General features: G+C 38.2%; 17 protein-coding genes and 2 pseudogenes. 1 reads left to right on the top strand and 18 read right to left on the bottom strand.

Annotation, left to right across the window (positions count from 1 at the left end; translation table 11 throughout):
• Positions 1 to 2: 2 nt before the first annotated feature.
• The 3 genes from IGJ53_RS07690 to IGJ53_RS07700 form a co-directional block, all read right to left on the bottom strand.
• Entirely contained in the window at positions 3 to 884 is an 882-nt protein-coding gene (locus tag IGJ53_RS07690; RefSeq protein WP_002309295.1) for an ABC transporter permease, read from the bottom strand.
• Positions 881 to 1,930, bottom strand: coding sequence for a tryptophan ABC transporter substrate-binding protein (gene trpX / locus IGJ53_RS07695; RefSeq protein ID WP_010732636.1), 1,050 nt, complete (start codon positions 1,928 to 1,930; stop codon positions 881 to 883). Before trpX ends, IGJ53_RS07690 begins: the two co-directional genes overlap by 4 nt.
• 449 nt (positions 1,931 to 2,379) lie before the next feature.
• Positions 2,380 to 3,003 carry a hypothetical protein gene (locus IGJ53_RS07700; protein WP_438749980.1) on the bottom strand — a complete coding sequence of 208 codons (624 nt, stop codon included), beginning with the start codon at positions 3,001 to 3,003 and terminating at the stop codon, positions 2,380 to 2,382.
• Between the two features lie 189 nt (positions 3,004 to 3,192).
• On the opposite strand from IGJ53_RS07700, the gene efbA reads away from it, so the two are divergent.
• Positions 3,193 to 4,899 (top strand): fibronectin-binding protein EfbA, encoded by a 1,707-nt coding sequence (efbA, locus tag IGJ53_RS07705; RefSeq protein WP_438749982.1) that lies wholly within the window; start codon positions 3,193 to 3,195, stop codon positions 4,897 to 4,899.
• A gap of 181 nt (positions 4,900 to 5,080) precedes the next feature.
• Here efbA and IGJ53_RS07710 read toward each other — a convergent pair whose 3' ends face one another.
• From IGJ53_RS07710 to IGJ53_RS07780, 15 genes and pseudogenes are all read right to left on the bottom strand, one after another.
• Entirely contained in the window at positions 5,081 to 5,983 is a 903-nt protein-coding gene (locus tag IGJ53_RS07710) for a LysR family transcriptional regulator (protein ID WP_002372451.1), read from the bottom strand.
• The gene (locus IGJ53_RS07715; RefSeq protein WP_002372449.1) at positions 5,980 to 6,672 is read right to left on the bottom strand and encodes a carbonic anhydrase family protein; all 693 of its coding nucleotides are present in this window, start codon (positions 6,670 to 6,672) and stop codon (positions 5,980 to 5,982) included. Before IGJ53_RS07715 ends, IGJ53_RS07710 begins: the two co-directional genes overlap by 4 nt.
• Positions 6,673 to 6,714: 42 nt before the next feature.
• A complete protein-coding gene (locus IGJ53_RS07720) occupies positions 6,715 to 7,356 on the bottom strand; it encodes a YfbR-like 5'-deoxynucleotidase (protein WP_010732640.1) in 642 nt (213 codons plus the stop codon).
• Positions 7,357 to 7,393: 37 nt separating this feature from the next.
• Positions 7,394 to 7,671: pseudogene (locus tag IGJ53_RS07725) on the bottom strand (hypothetical protein).
• A 76-nt stretch (positions 7,672 to 7,747) separates the two neighbouring features.
• A complete protein-coding gene (locus IGJ53_RS07730; RefSeq protein WP_259741837.1) occupies positions 7,748 to 8,383 on the bottom strand; it encodes an HAD family hydrolase in 636 nt (211 codons plus the stop codon).
• Between the two features lie 11 nt (positions 8,384 to 8,394).
• On the bottom strand, positions 8,395 to 11,124 hold the full coding sequence (locus tag IGJ53_RS07735) for a sigma 54-interacting transcriptional regulator (RefSeq protein ID WP_259741838.1): 2,730 nt from the start codon (positions 11,122 to 11,124) through the stop codon (positions 8,395 to 8,397).
• Between the two features lie 105 nt (positions 11,125 to 11,229).
• Positions 11,230 to 12,207: an SIS domain-containing protein gene (locus tag IGJ53_RS07740; protein ID WP_010732643.1), complete on the bottom strand. Its 978-nt coding sequence runs from the start codon at positions 12,205 to 12,207 to the stop codon at positions 11,230 to 11,232.
• Between the two features lie 52 nt (positions 12,208 to 12,259).
• Positions 12,260 to 13,072, bottom strand: a complete 813-nt coding sequence (locus IGJ53_RS07745) for a PTS system mannose/fructose/sorbose family transporter subunit IID (protein WP_002335700.1) — start codon at positions 13,070 to 13,072, stop codon at positions 12,260 to 12,262.
• Between the two features lie 14 nt (positions 13,073 to 13,086).
• Positions 13,087 to 13,866, bottom strand: coding sequence for a PTS mannose/fructose/sorbose/N-acetylgalactosamine transporter subunit IIC (locus tag IGJ53_RS07750; RefSeq protein ID WP_002313784.1), 780 nt, complete (start codon positions 13,864 to 13,866; stop codon positions 13,087 to 13,089).
• Positions 13,867 to 13,885: 19 nt separating this feature from the next.
• Positions 13,886 to 14,356 (bottom strand): PTS sugar transporter subunit IIB, encoded by a 471-nt coding sequence (locus IGJ53_RS07755; protein ID WP_010732644.1) that lies wholly within the window; start codon positions 14,354 to 14,356, stop codon positions 13,886 to 13,888.
• Entirely contained in the window at positions 14,353 to 14,769 is a 417-nt protein-coding gene (locus tag IGJ53_RS07760; protein ID WP_002324822.1) for a PTS sugar transporter subunit IIA, read from the bottom strand. The genes IGJ53_RS07755 and IGJ53_RS07760 overlap by 4 nt, the downstream gene beginning before the upstream one ends.
• A 451-nt stretch (positions 14,770 to 15,220) precedes the next feature.
• A complete protein-coding gene (gene pyrE / locus IGJ53_RS07765; protein WP_042956978.1) occupies positions 15,221 to 15,850 on the bottom strand; it encodes an orotate phosphoribosyltransferase in 630 nt (209 codons plus the stop codon).
• Positions 15,851 to 15,859: 9 nt separating this feature from the next.
• A pseudogene (gene pyrF, locus IGJ53_RS07770) lies at positions 15,860 to 16,573 on the bottom strand (orotidine-5'-phosphate decarboxylase); the annotation flags it as partial.
• Complete coding sequence (locus IGJ53_RS07775; RefSeq protein WP_010732647.1) at positions 16,570 to 17,502, bottom strand: dihydroorotate dehydrogenase; 933 nt, start codon at positions 17,500 to 17,502, stop codon at positions 16,570 to 16,572. The gene IGJ53_RS07775 and the pseudogene pyrF, both read right to left, overlap by 4 nt.
• Entirely contained in the window at positions 17,499 to 18,275 is a 777-nt protein-coding gene (locus IGJ53_RS07780; RefSeq protein WP_010732648.1) for a dihydroorotate dehydrogenase electron transfer subunit, read from the bottom strand. The genes IGJ53_RS07775 and IGJ53_RS07780 overlap by 4 nt, the downstream gene beginning before the upstream one ends.
• Positions 18,276 to 18,291: the final 16 nt, after the last annotated feature.

Raw genomic sequence — 18,291 nt, forward strand, 5'->3', positions numbered from 1 at the left:
TACTATGCCTCCTTCTCAAAACCCGTTTTTAAGTTCAGTGCTTTCTTCAATTGCGGGATCATCAGACAAATAGCTAAGATGATAGCGGAGAACAACTTCAGATAAGTCGTGTCAAACCCTAGTTTGATTACTACTAAAATCAATAGCTGATAAATGATACTGCCGACAACAATAGCAATCAATCTTTCTGCTAGCGTCAATTCTTGGAAGATCACTTCACCGATGATGATGGAAGCAAGACCGATGACGATTACGCCAATCCCTTTATTTACATCTGCATATCCGTCGTTCTGGGCAATCAGCGCACCGGATAATGCAATGACACCGTTCGACAAAGTTAAACCTAAAATTTTCATACGATCGGTTTTTATCCCTAACGACCGAGCCATCGTTTCGTTGTCTCCTGTCGCAATATAGCCTTGACCTAAATCTGTATTGAAGAAGAATAGCAGTACAGCAATCAAGATGCCCAAAGAGATGAAGCCAAGAAGGACTGTGTCAAAGTAATCAGGTAACCCAAAGCGATGGAAGCTGTCTTGCAGAATCGGATGATTCAATAAAGAAAGATTTGGTGTTCGCATCACAAACAAAATAACTGAGTTCAATCCTGACATCACTAAAATCCCTGCTAGAATAACCGGTATCTTTCCTTTTGTATAAAGTAACCCTGTAATGAGTCCTGCTACCATACCAGCGCCTACGCCCAATAACGTAGCTAAGATCGGTGCTACCCCATGAGTGATAGCTGTCACACAGACAGCAGCACCTAACGGGAAGGACCCTTCTGTCGTCATATCAGGAAAATCTAAGATCCGATAGGTCATGAAAATCCCTAATCCTAATATTGCCCAAAGCATGCCTTGTGAAATAGCTGATACGATCATTTGTCATCCTCCTTAGATGTTTCTTGTTGCGACTCATCTGTAATGATTTTGGCTTTTTCTTTCATCGATTGAGGAATAGTGATTCCTAAGCGATCAGCCTGAGATTGATTGATCACTGTATCCCCTTGATCAAACGTATAAACAGGCGTCGTTTCCGGTTTTTCTTTTCCGCTCGCAAGTTCTGCCGCCATCTTACCGCTTTGAAGCCCTAATTGATATTGATTGATCCCGATTGTTGCTAGTCCGCCTTGTTCCACCATTGTATCCACAGATGGAATGACGGGGATATTTGCTTTGTTTGCTTCTTTTACCACTGTTTGCATCGCATTGGCAATCGTATTGTCTAATGGAACATAGATAAAATCGACTTGTCGGCTCATCACTTGTACCGTTTGTGCAATCTCATTAGTGGACGGCACCGCATATTTTACTGCTTCTAACCCTTCTTTTTTTGCAGCTTCTTCCGCTTGTGCTACTTGGTATTTTGAATTATCTTCCGAAGAAGCATACAAGATCCCGACTTTTTTTGCATTTGGCAACAAATCAGAAGCAAGCTTGATTTGTGAAGCAACAGGTGGCTGATCAGAAACACCTGTCACGTTTCCACCAGGCTTCTCTAAAGAAGCAACTAATCCAGCTCCCACAGGATCCGTTACAGCACCTAATACAACGGGGATCGACGAAGTCGTGTTTGCTAATGATTGAGCAGCAGGCGTTGCGATTCCGATCAAAACATCAGGATCGGATTGTACTAGCTGTTGACTCATTGTGGCTAGCTTGCTCTGATCGGCTTGTCCATTTTGAAATTTGATTTCAAGATTTTCTCCTTCTTTTAATCCTTCTTCTTTCAGACCATCTTTGATCCCTCGATAAATCTCATCTAATGCCGGATGGCTCACATATTGCAATACCCCGACAACTGTTGTTTTCTTTGTCTGGTTCGTCGAAGTACTTTCTTTTTCTCCTGAGGCTTTTCCATAAATAAATGCACCTGCTAAATAAACTAAAATAATTACTACAACTGTTATTAAACGTTTGTTTTTCATTTTTTTCCTCCTGCAAAGTCAATCTTTTTATTTATTATATTCAGGCAAGTATCCAGTCTACAAAAAAAGACAATGGCCAAAACGGTCATTGTCTTTACACAAAAAACCGCATAGATAGGATCTATGCGGCAGTCAATGTTCATGTCTAGCATAGATACAAGCTTTAGAAATGCACTCTAAAAAGTTGTATCTATGGGAAAGTTTCACCATTAATACAACTTATCTACGCCAGCTGCGCCAATTTTTTTTGTTCTCTGCTGAAATACGTTTTGATAAGTTCATTACAGGTCACCCTTTCCTTAAGAATTGATTTAAGTCTAATCGAATTTTTGAATTTCGTCAACTATATTTTTCATTTTTTTCATTTGTTATTTTGAAGATCAAACATCACTTGTTCTGATAATTAAAAATAGCGCTATATAGACCCACCATTTCATCACGCTAACGACTCAATTAGCAGTCTCGGCGTTTGGGGAAGCTGTTCCTGTTCTATCCATTTCCTCTTCTAATTGTTTGATATTGGCTAACGGTAGTCGATTCAGCTCAGGGATCAACTTCTTATCAAAATCAGTTATCCCTCCCTTACCCGCAGTTATCCGATTTGCTTCTTTTCCTCCATCAAAGAAAATAAATGTCACTTCATCCGTTCGTATGTTATATTTTTGTTCCAGTTCATATACATCATAAACGATCGGATAATAAAAGATCGGTCGATTCAATTCTTCCATAAGCTCAGGATCATTAAAGACATCCAGCATATCCTGATAGGTTTTCCCGTTCGGTTTGCTGAACATCACCGATATCGCTCGGCTTTGTTTGATTTTCTGATCCGCTTGGCTGTAATCAAAAGGTTTTAATTTACTGGTTGGTATGGATGAATAAACAAGACTATTTACTTGCTCTTCTCGGATTTTTTCCGGCAACAAAAACATCGCAATTGTTAGCAGCAATGATAAGATGAGCAGAAACACAAGACGTCGAAAATACTTACTTGGATTTTCTGCGAATGACACTGAGAAATGTTCATTCATTTCTTGTACTCTCGATTTAACTGCTTCCCAAATAACAAACACCTTCTTTTCTACTTTTTCTCCTATTTTTTATTATACCTAAAAATTTGGATTTCAACGATAGAAACACTGTTTTTTATGTAATTAGTCCAAGTTTTTTCTAGACTTTTGCTTCACTATTCGGACAAATTGGTTTTTCTTCTTTTTTTCGTTATAATGAACATACTTATGAAAAGAAATGAGGAATGAACCATGTCCTTTGATGGTGTATTTACCCATGCGATGGTCAACGAATTGCGTGAAACGTTACTATCTGGTCGGATCTCGAAAATCCATCAGCCTTATGAAAATGAAATCGTGCTGGTGATTCGTTCACGCGGCAAAAACCATCGATTATTATTATCTGCGCACCCTAGTTATGCTCGTGTACAGATTACCCAAATCGATTATCAGAATCCTGATAATCCACCTAACTTCGTGATGATGCTTCGAAAATATTTGGATGGTGCTATTTTAGAAAACATCGAACAAATCGAAAACGATCGAGTGATCCATTTTCACTTTGCTAAGCGCAACGAGTTAGGCGATCTACAGAATATCATATTGATCGTTGAATTAATGGGACGTCATAGCACGATCGTCTTAGTTAATCAAGAAACTGGGAAAATATTGGACGCGATCAAACACATCGGAAGCTCTCAAAACACTTATCGTTCTTTGCTTCCCGGCGTAGAATACATTGCTCCGCCAAAACAAGAGGTCTTGAATCCATTTAGCTCCGATAAAGAAAAAATCTTTCAGCGACTTTCTCAAACTGAACTAGAACCAAAAGCAATCCAACATCAGTTTCAGGGAATCGGTTTCGATACTGCTCAAGAGCTGACCAAGAGATTGCTTGAACGTCCTAATGAAAAAATGGTTGTTTGGGACGAATTTTTCTCATCGATCATCAATCACCCAGTTCCTACTTTTTACGAAACGACAAATAAAGATTTCTTTACGCCGATCGTTTACCAAGTATTTTCCGAACAAGCATCTGTTGTAACAGCTTATCCAACACTCAGTCAATTATTAGATAGCTATTATCACGAAAAAGCGGAGAAAGATCGGGCAAAACAACAAGGCGGAGAACTGATCCGAAAAATCGAAAATGAACTAAAACGAAATAAAAATAAATTAAAAAAACGTGAACAAACACTTAAAGAATCCGAAAACGCTGAGAATTACCGTAGAGATGGCGAACTACTTACTACTTTTCTGGCACAAGTGCCACGTGGCGTAAAAGAAGTTGTTTTACCTAATTATTATGAAGAAGATCGGCCAATCAAAATAGCATTAGATCCGGCGCTGACGCCAAATCAAAATGCACAGAAATATTTCCATCGATACCAAAAGCTGAAGAACGCCGTTAAGTTGATTGGCGAACAAATCCAAGAAGCCAAAGATGAAATCCAATATCTTGAATCTGTCTTGTCTCAACTGGAAATTGCCGGTCCGATGGATATCGAAGCAATCAAAGAAGAATTGACTGCTGAGGGCTATTTGAAAAAGAAGACACAGAAAAAACAAAAGAAAAAGAAACCATCTCAGCCTGATCAATACTTTTCTTCTGACGGAACGCTCATTCTTGTTGGTAAAAACAATCTTCAAAATGACCAGCTGACAATGAAAACAGCTAAGAAAACCGACTATTGGCTTCATGCAAAAAATATCCCTGGTTCGCACGTCATCATCAAAAGTGATCAGCCTTCAGATGAAACAATTACCGAAGCTGCCGAGTTAGCTGCCTATTTTTCAAAATATCGGTATTCTGCCCAAGTACCAGTTGATCTTGTACAGGTGAAGCATATCCGCAAGCCAAATGGTGCCAAACCTGGTTACGTCATTTATGAAAATCAGAAAACAGTCATCGTGACACCAGAAGAAGAGAAAATTATAGCTATGAAACAAAACGGGTAATGAATGTATTTTCTTAGAATCATATTTTCGTACTTTTTCATAAAAGCAATCAGTTATAGATTGCTTTCTATAAAAAGAGGGGTTGTGACAAAATTCGTGTCACAACCCCTTATTTCGAATAAACTGTTTTGTTTGGCTGTTCTTTCTACTTAATATCAGTCAGATGTTCCGTCTACTTTTCTTAATTCTGTTGGTCCAGTAACCGAGTAAGCTCTTTGATAAATCTTTGAGCGATTTCACTGAGCGGGCGCTTTGCCGAATAAATGATATAAAATTCATTTAGTTCACCTTCTGCTAAAGGAATTAACCGCAAGTGCTCACGAATTCCTCCAATCACAATACCAGACCCTGAAGCGTACGCATCAGTTTCAAGAACGATATTCATCAAAGTCCCTCGATCACTGGTATAGATCACTGTTTCTTGATCAGGAATCTCGATAAGGTCTTCATAAAAATACGGAAAATTATTTCCATCCTGTGTAAAACGAACTTGAGGATAAGATAACAATTCTTCTTTTGTGATCTCTGCGTGTGTAGCTAGCGGATGCCCATGCCTTAAAAAAATGTGTGTTTTAAATTTTCCAATGCTGCGGCCACTTAGTTCTCCTTGTTGCAAATATCTTCTGATACCAGCTTGATTATGCTCGTTCATATAAATAATGCCGATTTCACTGTGCTGCTCTTTGACTTCTTCGATTACTCTCGCCGTCGTCGTCTCCATGATCCGAAATTGTTTGATTTCATCTTTGAATTCCTCGAGTAGCTGTGCGGTCAAAGGACCTAAGAAATCATAATGCTGGGCAGCGATTGAAAAATTCTCTCTCTTTTCACTCGTTAGATAGTGACTTTCTAATGTATCAAGCTGAACCAAGATTTTTTCGGCACGATTTAAGAAGTCTTGTCCTTCTTCTGTTAAATATGCACCTCGATTCGTTCGAGTAAACAGCGTAATTCCTAACTCAGTTTCTAATTCTTTGATACCAGCTGAAAGACTTGGTTGCGAAACAAACATTTTCTTTGCTGCTTCTCTGAAACTACCATTGTTTGCCACAGCGACCACATATTTCATTTGTTGAATATTCATTGCTCAAACTCCTCAAAATAATAAATTTCTCTTCCATTCAAGGGTTGAATTGGTCGGTTGTTCGGCTGTGCATACTGCCCTTTGAAGGGTAGAAGAAACTCTTGGTTCAATTTTCCTACATGATCCATCACAAACCATTGGATTGGCCCGCTGGTAGGTGGAGTTGTCAATGAACCTACATAATGAAAATGGCTTTTTTTCTCTGGAAAGAAGACATCCGGATTTACCCAGTGTTCATGTTTTTCTAAATTCCATCTCTCTCCGTTTTCTTGATCATAAAACCAACCTTCCTGTTCCATTAACTGATACATGACTCCCACGACCAAATTCTCTTTTTTGCTGTTCATATGAACAAAATGAAACTCAATATCTTCCTGGTTCCCGTCGATGATATGTTCAGATGGTAAGTGGAAATGAATATCTGTCAAATAGTAGCGTTCTTTCTTGAACTCTACATAACTGAGTTGATCAAAAGGTACTAAATGAATCGTATTTTTGAATTCCTTGTCAGTAAAACGTTGCTTTTGATAATGAAACGAAAGTGTATCTCCTTTCGTTTTTATTTCTTCACCTTTTGTTAAATGAATAGGTGACTGCAACGGAAATTCTGCACCTCTCGCAAACCAATCACATAAATTCGCCCAATTTTCCGGACCTCTGTCTCCAGAATAGCCCCATTCGACATCCATATTCTTTTTCAACTATACTTCCCCCTGCATCTCATATCGTTTTTATTTTTCTTCTTTCTTTACAATCGTTGAGACGGTTTCTAAAAACGCCTCTTTTCCATAAAATTCCTGGTTCAATAGTTCAGGAAATATCTCTTTAAAGAAATACTGAACAGAAGGCCGATGTTCAAAGCCTTTGATAGTCGTCACTGCCTCAATGAACATCTCCTTGTAAACTTTTTCTGGATTATTTTTGATGATTTCATCAAAAGACTCATAAAGAAGGTCAACCTTATCTGAAATGGCTAATAGTTCTCCTTCTACGGTTTCATCTTTTCCTTCGAACAACCGACGGCGATACACTTCTTGGAACTCAGCTGGAATCTCTTGGTTGATGAATTCGTCCGTCATCTTTTCTTCAACTGTTTGCAGCATCCCTCTTAATTCTTTGCTTGCATATTTCACTGGTGTTTTGATATCACCGATGAAACGTTCGGTATAGTCATGATTCAATGATTTTTCATAGAGCAGTTTCCAATCGATTGGCTGCCCATTTGCTTCTTCAATATCTCCCAGAACTTGCGCAATAGATGCTACACGATACGAATGTGCTGCAACTGTATGCTCTGTATATTTAAAAAAACCAGGTGCCCTTGTGATCGTCTCTAAATTGTTCAATCCTAAAATAAATTCATTCAATCCCATAAAAGTTACCTCCCTTTGAGATTTCTTTTTCCGAATATCATATCATTAAATAACTGACATTCGCAACATTTCCGCTCTTTTCCATTTTCGCAACAGCCCGCTTACCAAAAAATAGAGAAAATCTCGATAGAATAGAGTCAGAGAAGAGATTATTCTCTTCTCTCTGCTAACCAGTCTTAGCAAAATAAATTTTGCAAAAATCAAAAACTGATCACGATAGAAATTTCTTTTCATACCTGATGAAAAGATGCTTCTCGCAATCAGTTTTTGGATTGTTTCTATATCGATTGATAGCCATTTTTTCTCACAATCAATTAATTATATGCTTAAGATTCTTGTTCAAAAATTTCACGAAATTTCGGAGCATTTAAATCTTTTTCAGATAGTTAAATCAATCTATATCGTAAGTTTCGATTATTTTGATGATATCATTCAACTCATCAATCACGATATCTGCTTGTGTCTGATCAAGGGGCAGATCTTGCTTTAATGCAATCGTATATAAATTAGCTGCTTTTGCTGATGCAATACCAACAGGAGAATCTTCTACTGCGATGCAATGTCTACGCTCCAATGCATTGACTGCGATTTGATAAATTTCTGGATGTGGTTTGCTTTTAGATAGCTTTTCCCCTGAAATGACAAAATCGAAGTAAGCTGCTAAAGCATTCTGTGTCAGCATTTTGTCGATTTCTCTTTGCGGAGAAGAAGAAGCAAGAGCAATTTTGATACTTTTCTTTTTTAAATAATCCAAGATGTCTTCCGCACCCTTTCGCAGTGCTATTTTAAAGTCAATAGGATGTTTTTCCCGGTACGCAAGGTATTCTTTTCTAAGATCAGCTCGTTGGTCTTTTTCTGAGACCAATACTTCCCAAATCCCATTTTCTGTCAGTCCAACGAAATCCAACTTATTCGTCGAACCTGGTAGGATGTTTTTTTCTTTGAAAAATTGCATACGTCGATCAAAATAAAAGTTTTCTGAGTCAATTAAGACACCATCCATATCAAAAATCATGCCTAAATTCACAAACCTTCCTCCTATCCATAAATAATTTCATGAATCAATCGTAATTCCAATGTGGAAATCTTGATAGTATACTCACTCTCTATTTCGAAAAAGGCACGATGAATCTGTTCCATTTCTGCACCTGCTTGAGTCGTATATTCCTCTATATCTTCTTGTTCATCCACACTTTCTTTCCTTAAAATTCGTTCAATCATACAGCAACAATGCAGGTATAGTAAAAACAACTTACTATTAGATAGAGTAATCTCTAAGGTTTCCTCAGCTACGGATACAGCACTTTGCACTAAACGCAATAGTTTAGTTGCGTCCAAAATCGTTAAATTCTCGATGATTTTATTAATTGAAAAGCTGAACATCAGCTGTTCTTTTAAATCTTTATCACGTATGTCAAAATAATCTTGTAGAATTGAAATGAACTTCTCAACATCTTCACCGTTAATTAAATGATCAAGACCAATATAAGGAACCTGTTCGATTTTGGGATCTTCTGTTCCTACAATCATCAATACTTCATATATATGGAAAGGATCCTCATACATTTTATTTTTTTGCAATTTTTTGTAATCATACGGAATAATCGTCAATTCTTTGCAATGATTTTCTAAACAAGATTCCAAAATCTCTTGTATTTGAGTAGCTGAACCTATTCCAGTGTAACAGCAAGTTAAGATTGCCTGTGTTTTTTCTTTTTTTGGTAGAATTAGCTGTTTTTTTACTTTGTTTTCTATATCTATTTTTTGGCTAATTTCTGCGATAGACATTTGTCTTTGAATCAACTGCCCAATCTCCAATACAAGAGGCGTAGAGACATAATCGATAATCAGCAGTGGTCCACGTATTTTATCTGCTAGCTTTTTTCCGATTTCGTTCAACGACCCCATATCTACTAATAAAATCAACCCGGCGTCCGTTTGATGATCATTGATAAAGCGAATAACTTGTTCTTCTACTTTAGCTAACGTGATATTGATTGGCATATCATAAGCTTGAAAGATATTCTGCTTCAGCATCCGATTGCCTACGTTCGCCATACTGCTAGCAGTAGAATAACCATGAGCTAAAATGACACTCTTGATTTTCTTTTCTCCTAGCGTGATCTGCAGCCCATGAAAATAAAAGGAAATAAAAATCAAATCTTCCTCTTTAAAATCTTGATCTAATTGTCGAGAAATATGTCCTAGTACTTTTTTAGCATACCAATAAGAAGTATCTATGGAACTCGAAACCAATTCTAACAACTTGTCTTTGACACTTTGCCATTCATGGTTTTCTGCAATCATATCTGTGTTGTTTTTATGGTAGAGATACTGCGCTAGGGCAATCACACGATTACCATCTTGTTCCAATCCGTAGTTTTCATGCATCCATTCAAAAGTTTCTCGTATCTGATAGGTTAGTACAGAATAAAATGATTCTTCTTTCGAATAACTATCTTTAAAAATAAACTCGTCCATCAAATGATTGATTCGATTTACCGTATGATCAATAAAATTTTTGATCATTAATTCTTGCTTTTCAACTTTTTGATACATTTGCACTATTTTTTCAAATAACTGCCTGATTTGCCTGACTTCTGAAGATTCTAAAAAGACTTGATTAGCTGTATGTGGCAAATATTGGCGGTCTGGTAAAGCTTTGATTGTTTTTTTCAGCTGCTCTTTTAGCTGCATTGTATTTTCAGTTGGAAGATCCTTCAAACGAACTCGAATAGACAGACTATTTTGATTTTTGGCGTACGCACTACCGCAGACATATTTCACGATGTTCTTTATCTTCCCTACATTGCCTTCTAAGTCACTATTAAGCAAAAAGTCCACTAGTTGATAACTTACATCGATGCGTTTTGACAAAATATTCGCTTCATTGATAAAAAATGTGTCTATCAGTTGCATACGCTCTGATTGCGGGCGACGTTCATAATTCGGCAACATGACAATCACTGGCAAACGGCGAATAAAGGTCGGCAAAAATGTTTGATAGACATTCTCAGTTGTTGCAAATATCATACGGACGTTTGCTTTATGTCTGATTGCATTGTCCCCCATCGGTGAAATTTCTCCTGTATCCATAAATGTAAAAAGCTTTTCTTGCCCTTCATCACTTAAGCGGTGTACCTCATCCAAAAATAATACGCCATTATCAGCTTTTTCTATCAATCCAATATGTTCTTTTTCCGCTCCAGTAAATGCTCCTTTGACATGACCAAACAAAGCAGAAGACAAGAGTTCAGGATTGTTGAAATATTGGGCACAATTATAAGAGATAAACGGAGCATCTTTTGGGATGACCTTTTCTGCTACAGCATATTCATAGATTTTTTCTGCTAAAAATGTTTTCCCTGAACCGCTATTGCCTGATAAAAGAATAGGCAACCCATTCCCAGGATAAAGTACTGCTGTCTTTATTTGATCAACTACTTCTCTTAAGCTGCCATTTGCTCCAATCACCGTTTCTAATGCATTGGCTTTTTCTGCTGCAAATAAGTCTTCCCAAGTTTCATATTCAGATTCTCTGTGGAAAATGCCAAGTTCAGCTAAAGTTTCAACATGTAAAAAAGAGACGGGGTAACTCTTGACCTTGACCAATACTCCTTCTTTCATTCCTTGATTTAAGTAGAAACTTGTTGTACTGCGATTCAAACCGACATTTTCGCTAATTGATAAAGCTGAAAAATCTTCTGCATGATGCTCACTATAATTTTTTGTCAGCTCTTTTAAATATTTTTCTACTTTTTTATTCATGATCAACACCACCCAATTTACTCTTGCTCAATCAATTGTACGAGAATAAGAAACCCTTTTCAATGCAAGGGAAGAAAAGCCGAGGCACTTGGCCTCAGCTCTAATTTAATACTTTAGTTTCCACATATAACGACGCTTTGTCAGCGGATGCTGGCGTACTTCAGCTAATTCTTCTGCATAGACACGGAATACTGCTGTGATGACGAATGGATTGAAGTAATCAAGAACCTCTTTCGCAATGTGGGCTGACAGTCCCCAATCTAGAGCATCTACGATTTCTATTTTTGCATCGAAACGATTCAAAAAGGTCAGTGCTCGAGCATCCATTTGACGCGTACGACCATCATTCATCAATAAGATAAATGGTACGTCTTTGTCCGTGATTTCAAATGGACCATGGAAAAATTCACCAGAATGGAAAGTACCAGAGTGAATCCATTGCATCTCCATCATTAAACAAATAGAAGTGGAATACGCAACTTCATGAGTGGCTCCTGAACTCATAACATATATCACCTTTTCATTTTTGAAACGTTCGGCGAATTTTTTTGCTTGTAGACGTGCTCCCTTTGCGCTTTCTTGCGACAAATCATAAATTTTGTCGAAACCATCCATCATCTTGTCGTAGTCTTTATACCCTTCGATCTGATTTAGTAGTTCAACTGCAAGTTCTAAGCAGTAACCTGTTTTTTCTAGTTTTGCCGCGTAATCTTCTGTGAAACGATGATAAATCACATAGTCTGCGTCTTTCGTTAACGGAGAATCTACGCTATGTGTTAAACTAATAACTGTGGCACCTTGTTCTTTCGCTACTGCGTTAGCTTGAACAGTTTCAGGAGTCGTACCTCCCAATGAAGCTGAAATAACTACAGTATGATCGTTGATTGAGCGAGGTGTCGCATAATTGAATTCATTTGCCGTAAAGTGGCTGATACGTAATTTGTTTGCGTTTTGTTCTAAAAAATATTTTGCTGGATATAGATCTGCTTTCGATGCACCACAGCCGACAAATACGATGGACTCCACCTCTTTGTTCGCGATGATTTCTTTGACGATATCTTTTGGACTTAATGTTGAATTCATGTTTGAATTCCTCCTTATACTATTTATTTTTAACCTAAATTAGGTTGGTCCCTTAATTAAAAATCCCGCATAAACTTAGTAAAACACCACCAGCGATACAAATAGTGAGCATCAAACCGGTCCGAACTTTCTTTTGCAACAACCAATACATAAAAAATGTCAGCCCTAAAGGAATCAACTGGGGCATGATATTATCTAAAACATCCTGTAAAACAAACGCCTTGCCGAATCTTAGCGGTGTGGTGATCCCAATCATGCTAGCAATCATAGCTCCAATGACCATCAAACCGATAATCGTACAAACATACATCACTTTATCCATCAGACCTTCTTGATATAGTTTCGCTAAATATTTATTCCCAGTATTATAACCAATTTTTCCGCCATAATATGTAACGAAAAAGGACGGAATGAAGGAGATGATGATGGCCAAGATAGGGCCTAAGATACTACCTTGCTGAGCGAGATTGATTCCAAAGCCAAAGGCCAAAACACGTATGGTTCCTTGGAAGAAAGAGTCTCCGATTCCTGACAATGGTCCCATAAGCGAAGTCTTCAAAGCACTGATGGTTTCCGGATTGAAATTCTCTTGATCTTCGGCATATTGTTCTTCCATAGATGCTGCTAGTCCTAAAACGAATGAACTTGTTTGCGGCGTACAATTGTAGTAAGCCATGTGCCGCTCATAAGCATCGATTTTCTTTTGTTTGTCTTCTGGCTTGTCATAGATTTTATCGATGATTGGTGCGATACCATACATAAACCCCATATTCATTTGTCGTTCGTAATTCCACGAAGCTTGTATTGCCCACGAACGCCAGAAAAACTGCCAATACTTCCAACTATTTTGATCTTTCTTAGTCATAAAAAAACTCCTTTCTATAAATCATCTAAAGGATCAGGTTCGCTTACAGCTGTCCTATTATCTTTACCATTGAATTTGACTTGTGCCATCACAAAGGCCACAATGCAAGCAAAAGCTGCGATACCTGTGATGCTTAATCCAGAGTAAGCTGTGATTAGAAAACCAAGTAATAAAAACGGGATCATTTTTTTCGTCAACATCGTTTGTAACAACAAAGCAAAACCATATGCTGGTAAAATTTTGCTTGCTAAAGTCAGACCATTTGTCAACCATACTGGGATACTGCTCACGATATTTTTCACTAAATCTGTTCCAAAGTAAACAGCTAAAAAGATAGGGATAAAATACATCAGTGAATATAAGACCGTACCATAGATTATGTGGATCCGTCGTGCTCTGCTGAACTTTCCTTCATTGATTAAATTATCTGCCCAATGTGTCAGATTTGAGAGTACCGTCCGCATCAATATTCCAAGCATTTGTCCTAACACAGAGATTGGAATGGCAATAGTCAGAGCAGTTTCAGCATTGGAGCCAGATAGAATAGCAAAAGCTGTAGCAATAATGGATGCCATATTCATATCTGGTGGTGCTGCTGCTCCGATATTTACCAGACCAAGCGACATCAATTCCAGAGAAGCACCAACCAACAAACCTTTTTCCAAGTCACCTAATACTAACCCAACTAGCGTACTCACGATTAAAGGCCGTTCAAAATTCATCCTCCCTAGTAGTCTAGAGTCCAAGATGCACATGATTCCGACCAGACCTAAGGCAATCGATTGAAACAACATAACGTAAACTCCTTTCTTTTTAAATCATTGTATTCAAATCCTCTTTTTTGGAGGTTGGAACCTGTTGCATGAACTGTTTGATGCCCATTGATTTTAGTACTTTCGCATCTTCTATCTCATTTTCAGTCAAGAAGATAGCATTACTGAATTGTTTTGATCCTTCTTTTTTTATGATGCCTCCGTAATTGATTTCCTTAACGTTTGAGTAATTTTCGCAAAACTGACGAATATCCTTGGTATTTCCAAAGATCATCATGATGTTTTCATTCAATGCTTCTATTTTAGATATTTTTGTCAATGTATTTTCAACGGTAAGTATATTGAGTTTGATTCCTTGAGGTTTTGATAGTTCTAAAGACATTTTTTTAAATTCATCATTGGCTGCTTCATCATTCACCACTATAAGTCGGTTGATTTGCAAAGATTTACTCCAAGAAAACACCACTTGCCCATGTAACAATCGATGATCGATACGAATGAACTTGATCATAGATCATCTCCTCCTTCATTTGATTTTTTTAGTAATCGATTGCAATCAATCAATGACTGCCGACTTTCTTCAATAATCAATTCTAAATCTGCAGCAGCAATTGGGTTAACTTGCGTGGCGATTGAAATCACCAAGGGTAGATTCATTCCAGTGATCAATCGTATTGCTGGCTCTTTCTTTAACAGTCCTATCATTTCATTATTGACACTTCCTCCTAAGATATCTGTGAGAATAAATAGATTTTCTTTTCCTAATTTTGTAACTATACTTTGTATTTGTTGTTCTATCGGCTCATCTTCATCGCGATAAGCTGATAATGCATAAATATTAGTGGCAGGTCCCAAGATCATTTCAGCTGTTTGTTTTAGCCCTTGAGATAATGCGCCATGACTAGCTAGAATAATCGTATTCATTTTCATTTCCTCCTCGCTGACAATTTTATATAAAGCAAATACCGTGCCAACTTCTGTTCAGCCTGTAAAAGCTATAGTTACAACTATTTCCCAACACTTTTATCATTTACTGATAAGTGTTCAATCGATTTTGTAAAAGTGTTGGACTGCTTTTCTACATATATAAAACAAAGATAGCCCCTCGACTGTGGGATAGGAACACAGTTGAGGGGCTATTTTGACTCGTTGAAGTCGTTCATACTTTGTGTAATCAACGCTATTGAAGATCATGCATATGTATCTTATGGATATATTTCCTCATCCAAATCATCCATGCAGGATTATGAAAAAAATAAGGATACAGTTTATGTAACTGTATCCTTAAAAAATATAACGGTGTAGAGAAATGGTAATTTAGAAATATTCAAAATAACATAGCTTTATTTCTTCAACTATCTAAGTATTTTTATACTTAAGACTGCCAATTTTCAGGATCTTTCTTCCATTCTTTTAGCAGAGTTAATTCTTGCTCATCGATATAACGATCTTCTAAAGCTGCTTCGATCAATACAGAATAATTGGTCAACGTCATAAGAGGGATTTCGGCTTTTTCGAAATTTGCTTTTCCTTTTGGCAACTCATACGTAAAGATAGCTGCAACACCAAGGATATCCGCACCTTCTCTTTTTGCTGCTTCAGCTGCTTCCAAGACACTGCCTCCTGTAGAAATCAGATCCTCGATCACAACCATCTTCTGACCTTCAATTATACGCCCTTCGATTTGGTTACCTTTCCCATGATCTTTCGCCTTACTTCGAATATAGACCATTGGCAAGTCTAATATTTCCGCTACCCATGCAGCATGAGGGATTCCTGCCGTTGCAGTTCCAGCAATTACTTGTACTTCAGGGAAAGCTTCTTTGATTTTGCTTGCTAAGCCTTTTGCGATTTCTTTTCGGACGTTTGGATAGCTCATCGTGATTCGGTTATCACAGTAAATGGGGCTTTTGATTCCACTTGCCCAAGTAAAAGGATCACTTGGATTTAAAAATACTGCTTCAATCTCTAATAGATCTTTTGCGATACTTTGTTCTACATTCATTTTAGGTTGGCTCCATTCTGTTTGAATCGTTCGGTATGCTTCATAAGGATCAGTTGCCTGTGTGATTGGTCGTCCCACAACGATGAAAGTTGAGCCAATCTCTCTTGCTTGAGAAGGTGTGACTACTCTTGTTTGATCTCCTGCGACTGTTCCTTCTGGTCTTATCCCTGGAGTTAAGCAAACAAATTCATCTCCCGCCGTTTCTTTGATTGCTTCTACTTCCCAAGCAGAAGAAACCACACCATCTAATCCTGCTTTTTTGGCACAGTGAGCGTAATGGATCACACTTTTTTCTAAAGGAACTTCGATTAGTTGGTCTGCATGCATCTCCTCTTCACTTGTAGAGGTAAGTTGAGTGATAGCTAGAAGTAGCGGACGTTTCCCACCTTCTGGCGTTCCTTCTTCTAATCCACGCATTGCCGCCTCCATCATGCGAATACCGCCAGCTGCATGAACACATGTGACATCAACACCAAGCTTTGCCAGTCCCCGCATTGCTTTTTCGACCGTATTCGGAATATCGTGAAGTTTCAGATCTAAAAACACATCGTGACCAGCATCCTTTAGATAACGTACGATTTCAGGTCCTTCTTGGTAGAACAATTCCATTCCGATTTTCACAAACAATTTTTCTTCTTCTGGGAAAAAACGAAGAAAGTCTTCTACTTCTTGCCAAGTTGAAAAATCTAATGCAATGATTGGTCGTTGGTTTAGTTGGTTCATCGTTCACGTTCCTCTCTCACTTCTTTGATTAATCTTTCCAGTGACTCAATACCTAGTTCGCTCATTCGCACTGGGAGCTCTTTGATTAGTTTAGGACAGATATAGGGATCGGTGAAATTCGCAGTCCCTATAGCTACAGCGCTTGCTCCAGCCATAAACATCTCAAGAACATCGTCCACTGTCTGCACGCCACCCATCCCAATGATTGGAAGACTGGATATACTTGCCACTTGATGAATCAAACGGATAGCGACAGGCTTGATCGCTGGTCCGGATAGTCCACCTGTTTGATTGGCTAAAATCGGTTTTCTTGTCTTAAGGTCAATCCGCATACCAAGTAGTGTATTGATCATTGTAAATCCATCTGCCCCTCCAGCTTCGATTGCCTGAGCGATTGGAACGATGTCTGTCACATTTGGGGATAGTTTGACATAGACAGGAACAGAAGCAACTTTCTTTACTGCTTGTGTTAATTGAAAAGCAATATCTGGATCTGTTCCAAAAGCGATTCCGCCATGCTTGACATTTGGACAGGAAATATTCAGCTCGATTGCTTTCACATTTGGCGCTTCGCCGATTTTGCTACAAACTTCTACATAGTCTTCTTCACAAGCACCAGCAACATTTGCGATGATGGGTAACTCATTGTACTCCTCTAATTCTGGAAGAAGTTTATTCATAACAACGTCTAGACCAGGATTTTGTAAACCAATCGCATTCAACATGCCAGATGGTGTTTCCGCCACTCTCGGTGTGGGATTGCCAAAGCGAGCATTTGGAGTCGTTGCCTTGACCATGATCGAACCAAGCTGATTCAAATCATAGTATTTTCCGTATTCTTTGCCAAAACCGAAACAGCCGCTTGCCGGCATGATAGGATTTTTTAATTCTAGGCCAGGAAGTTTGACTGCTAAAGGATTCTCATTCATATAATTACCTCTCCTATTTTAAAAATCGGTCCTTCGTCACAAACTTTCACACTTTTTGTTCCTGTTTCATCTTCCGGCGTATGACAAACGCAAGCATAGCAAGCCCCTATCCCACATGCCATGCGGGATTCTAATGATAACTGGACATTTTGATGCGAAGAAAACAACTGTTCCACTGTCTTCAATAACCCGTTTGAACCACATGCAAAAACAGCTGTAGGTTTCGTCTTCGTTCCTAATAATAAATTACCGACATTTCCGTGCATACCGTATGTTCCATCGTCAGTAGCGATTCTTGTTTCTCCTAGACGATTAAATTCTTTTTCATAATAAACGACTTCATGTGTGGCAAAACCTAAAAAGTGCGTTGGCTTGATCCCTTTTTTGACTAACTGCTTTGATAACTCATACAGAGGAGGGACACCGATTCCTCCACCGATTATAAATACTTCGTCTCCTGTATGAAGATCAGATAAATCAAAACCATTACCTAAAGGGCCCATAACATCTAAATAGTCTCCGGCAGAAAGAGTAGAGAAAACGCTAGTCCCCTCACCTTCCACCCGATAGATAATACGGCAAGTATTTGTCTCGTGATCGATATGATTCAAGCTAATCGGTCGGCGTAGCATCAAGTCTGCACGCGGCACGAGGATATGCAAAAACTGTCCTGGTTGCTGCATTTCTTTTACTAGATCACCTTTTAATGTCATTTCAAAAATCTTTGGTGCCAGCTGTTTTTGCTGAACGATTTCCATCATTTCTTGTTTCATCTGTCCCCTCCTGTAA

It is taken from the genome of Enterococcus sp. DIV1283b (assembly GCF_051710965.1).
Taxonomy (GTDB): Bacteria; Bacillota; Bacilli; order Lactobacillales; family Enterococcaceae; genus Enterococcus_B; species Enterococcus_B lactis.

What these genes read in the sequence shown, in the direction of transcription:
- IGJ53_RS07775 (WP_010732647.1), bottom strand. Translation starts at nt 17,502, where the DNA reads ATGAATGAGAATCCTTTAGCAGTCAAACTTCCTGGCCTAGAATTAAAA.
- IGJ53_RS07780 (WP_010732648.1), bottom strand. Translation starts at nt 18,275, where the DNA reads ATGAAACAAGAAATGATGGAAATCGTTCAGCAAAAACAGCTGGCACCA.
- trpX (WP_010732636.1), bottom strand. Translation starts at nt 1,930, where the DNA reads ATGAAAAACAAACGTTTAATAACAGTTGTAGTAATTATTTTAGTTTAT.
- pyrE (WP_042956978.1), bottom strand. Translation starts at nt 15,850, where the DNA reads ATGAATGTAGAACAAAGTATCGCAAAAGATCTATTAGAGATTGAAGCA.
- IGJ53_RS07740 (WP_010732643.1), bottom strand. Translation starts at nt 12,207, where the DNA reads ATGAATTCAACATTAAGTCCAAAAGATATCGTCAAAGAAATCATCGCG.
- IGJ53_RS07690 (WP_002309295.1), bottom strand. Translation starts at nt 884, where the DNA reads ATGATCGTATCAGCTATTTCACAAGGCATGCTTTGGGCAATATTAGGA.
- IGJ53_RS07745 (WP_002335700.1), bottom strand. Translation starts at nt 13,072, where the DNA reads ATGACTAAGAAAGATCAAAATAGTTGGAAGTATTGGCAGTTTTTCTGG.
- efbA (WP_438749982.1), top strand. Translation starts at nt 3,193, where the DNA reads ATGTCCTTTGATGGTGTATTTACCCATGCGATGGTCAACGAATTGCGT.
- IGJ53_RS07760 (WP_002324822.1), bottom strand. Translation starts at nt 14,769, where the DNA reads ATGAATACGATTATTCTAGCTAGTCATGGCGCATTATCTCAAGGGCTA.
- IGJ53_RS07750 (WP_002313784.1), bottom strand. Translation starts at nt 13,866, where the DNA reads ATGTTGTTTCAATCGATTGCCTTAGGTCTGGTCGGAATCATGTGCATC.
- IGJ53_RS07715 (WP_002372449.1), bottom strand. Translation starts at nt 6,672, where the DNA reads ATGGATGTCGAATGGGGCTATTCTGGAGACAGAGGTCCGGAAAATTGG.
- IGJ53_RS07720 (WP_010732640.1), bottom strand. Translation starts at nt 7,356, where the DNA reads ATGGGATTGAATGAATTTATTTTAGGATTGAACAATTTAGAGACGATC.
- IGJ53_RS07710 (WP_002372451.1), bottom strand. Translation starts at nt 5,983, where the DNA reads ATGAATATTCAACAAATGAAATATGTGGTCGCTGTGGCAAACAATGGT.
- IGJ53_RS07755 (WP_010732644.1), bottom strand. Translation starts at nt 14,356, where the DNA reads ATGATCAAGTTCATTCGTATCGATCATCGATTGTTACATGGGCAAGTG.
- IGJ53_RS07735 (WP_259741838.1), bottom strand. Translation starts at nt 11,124, where the DNA reads ATGAATAAAAAAGTAGAAAAATATTTAAAAGAGCTGACAAAAAATTAT.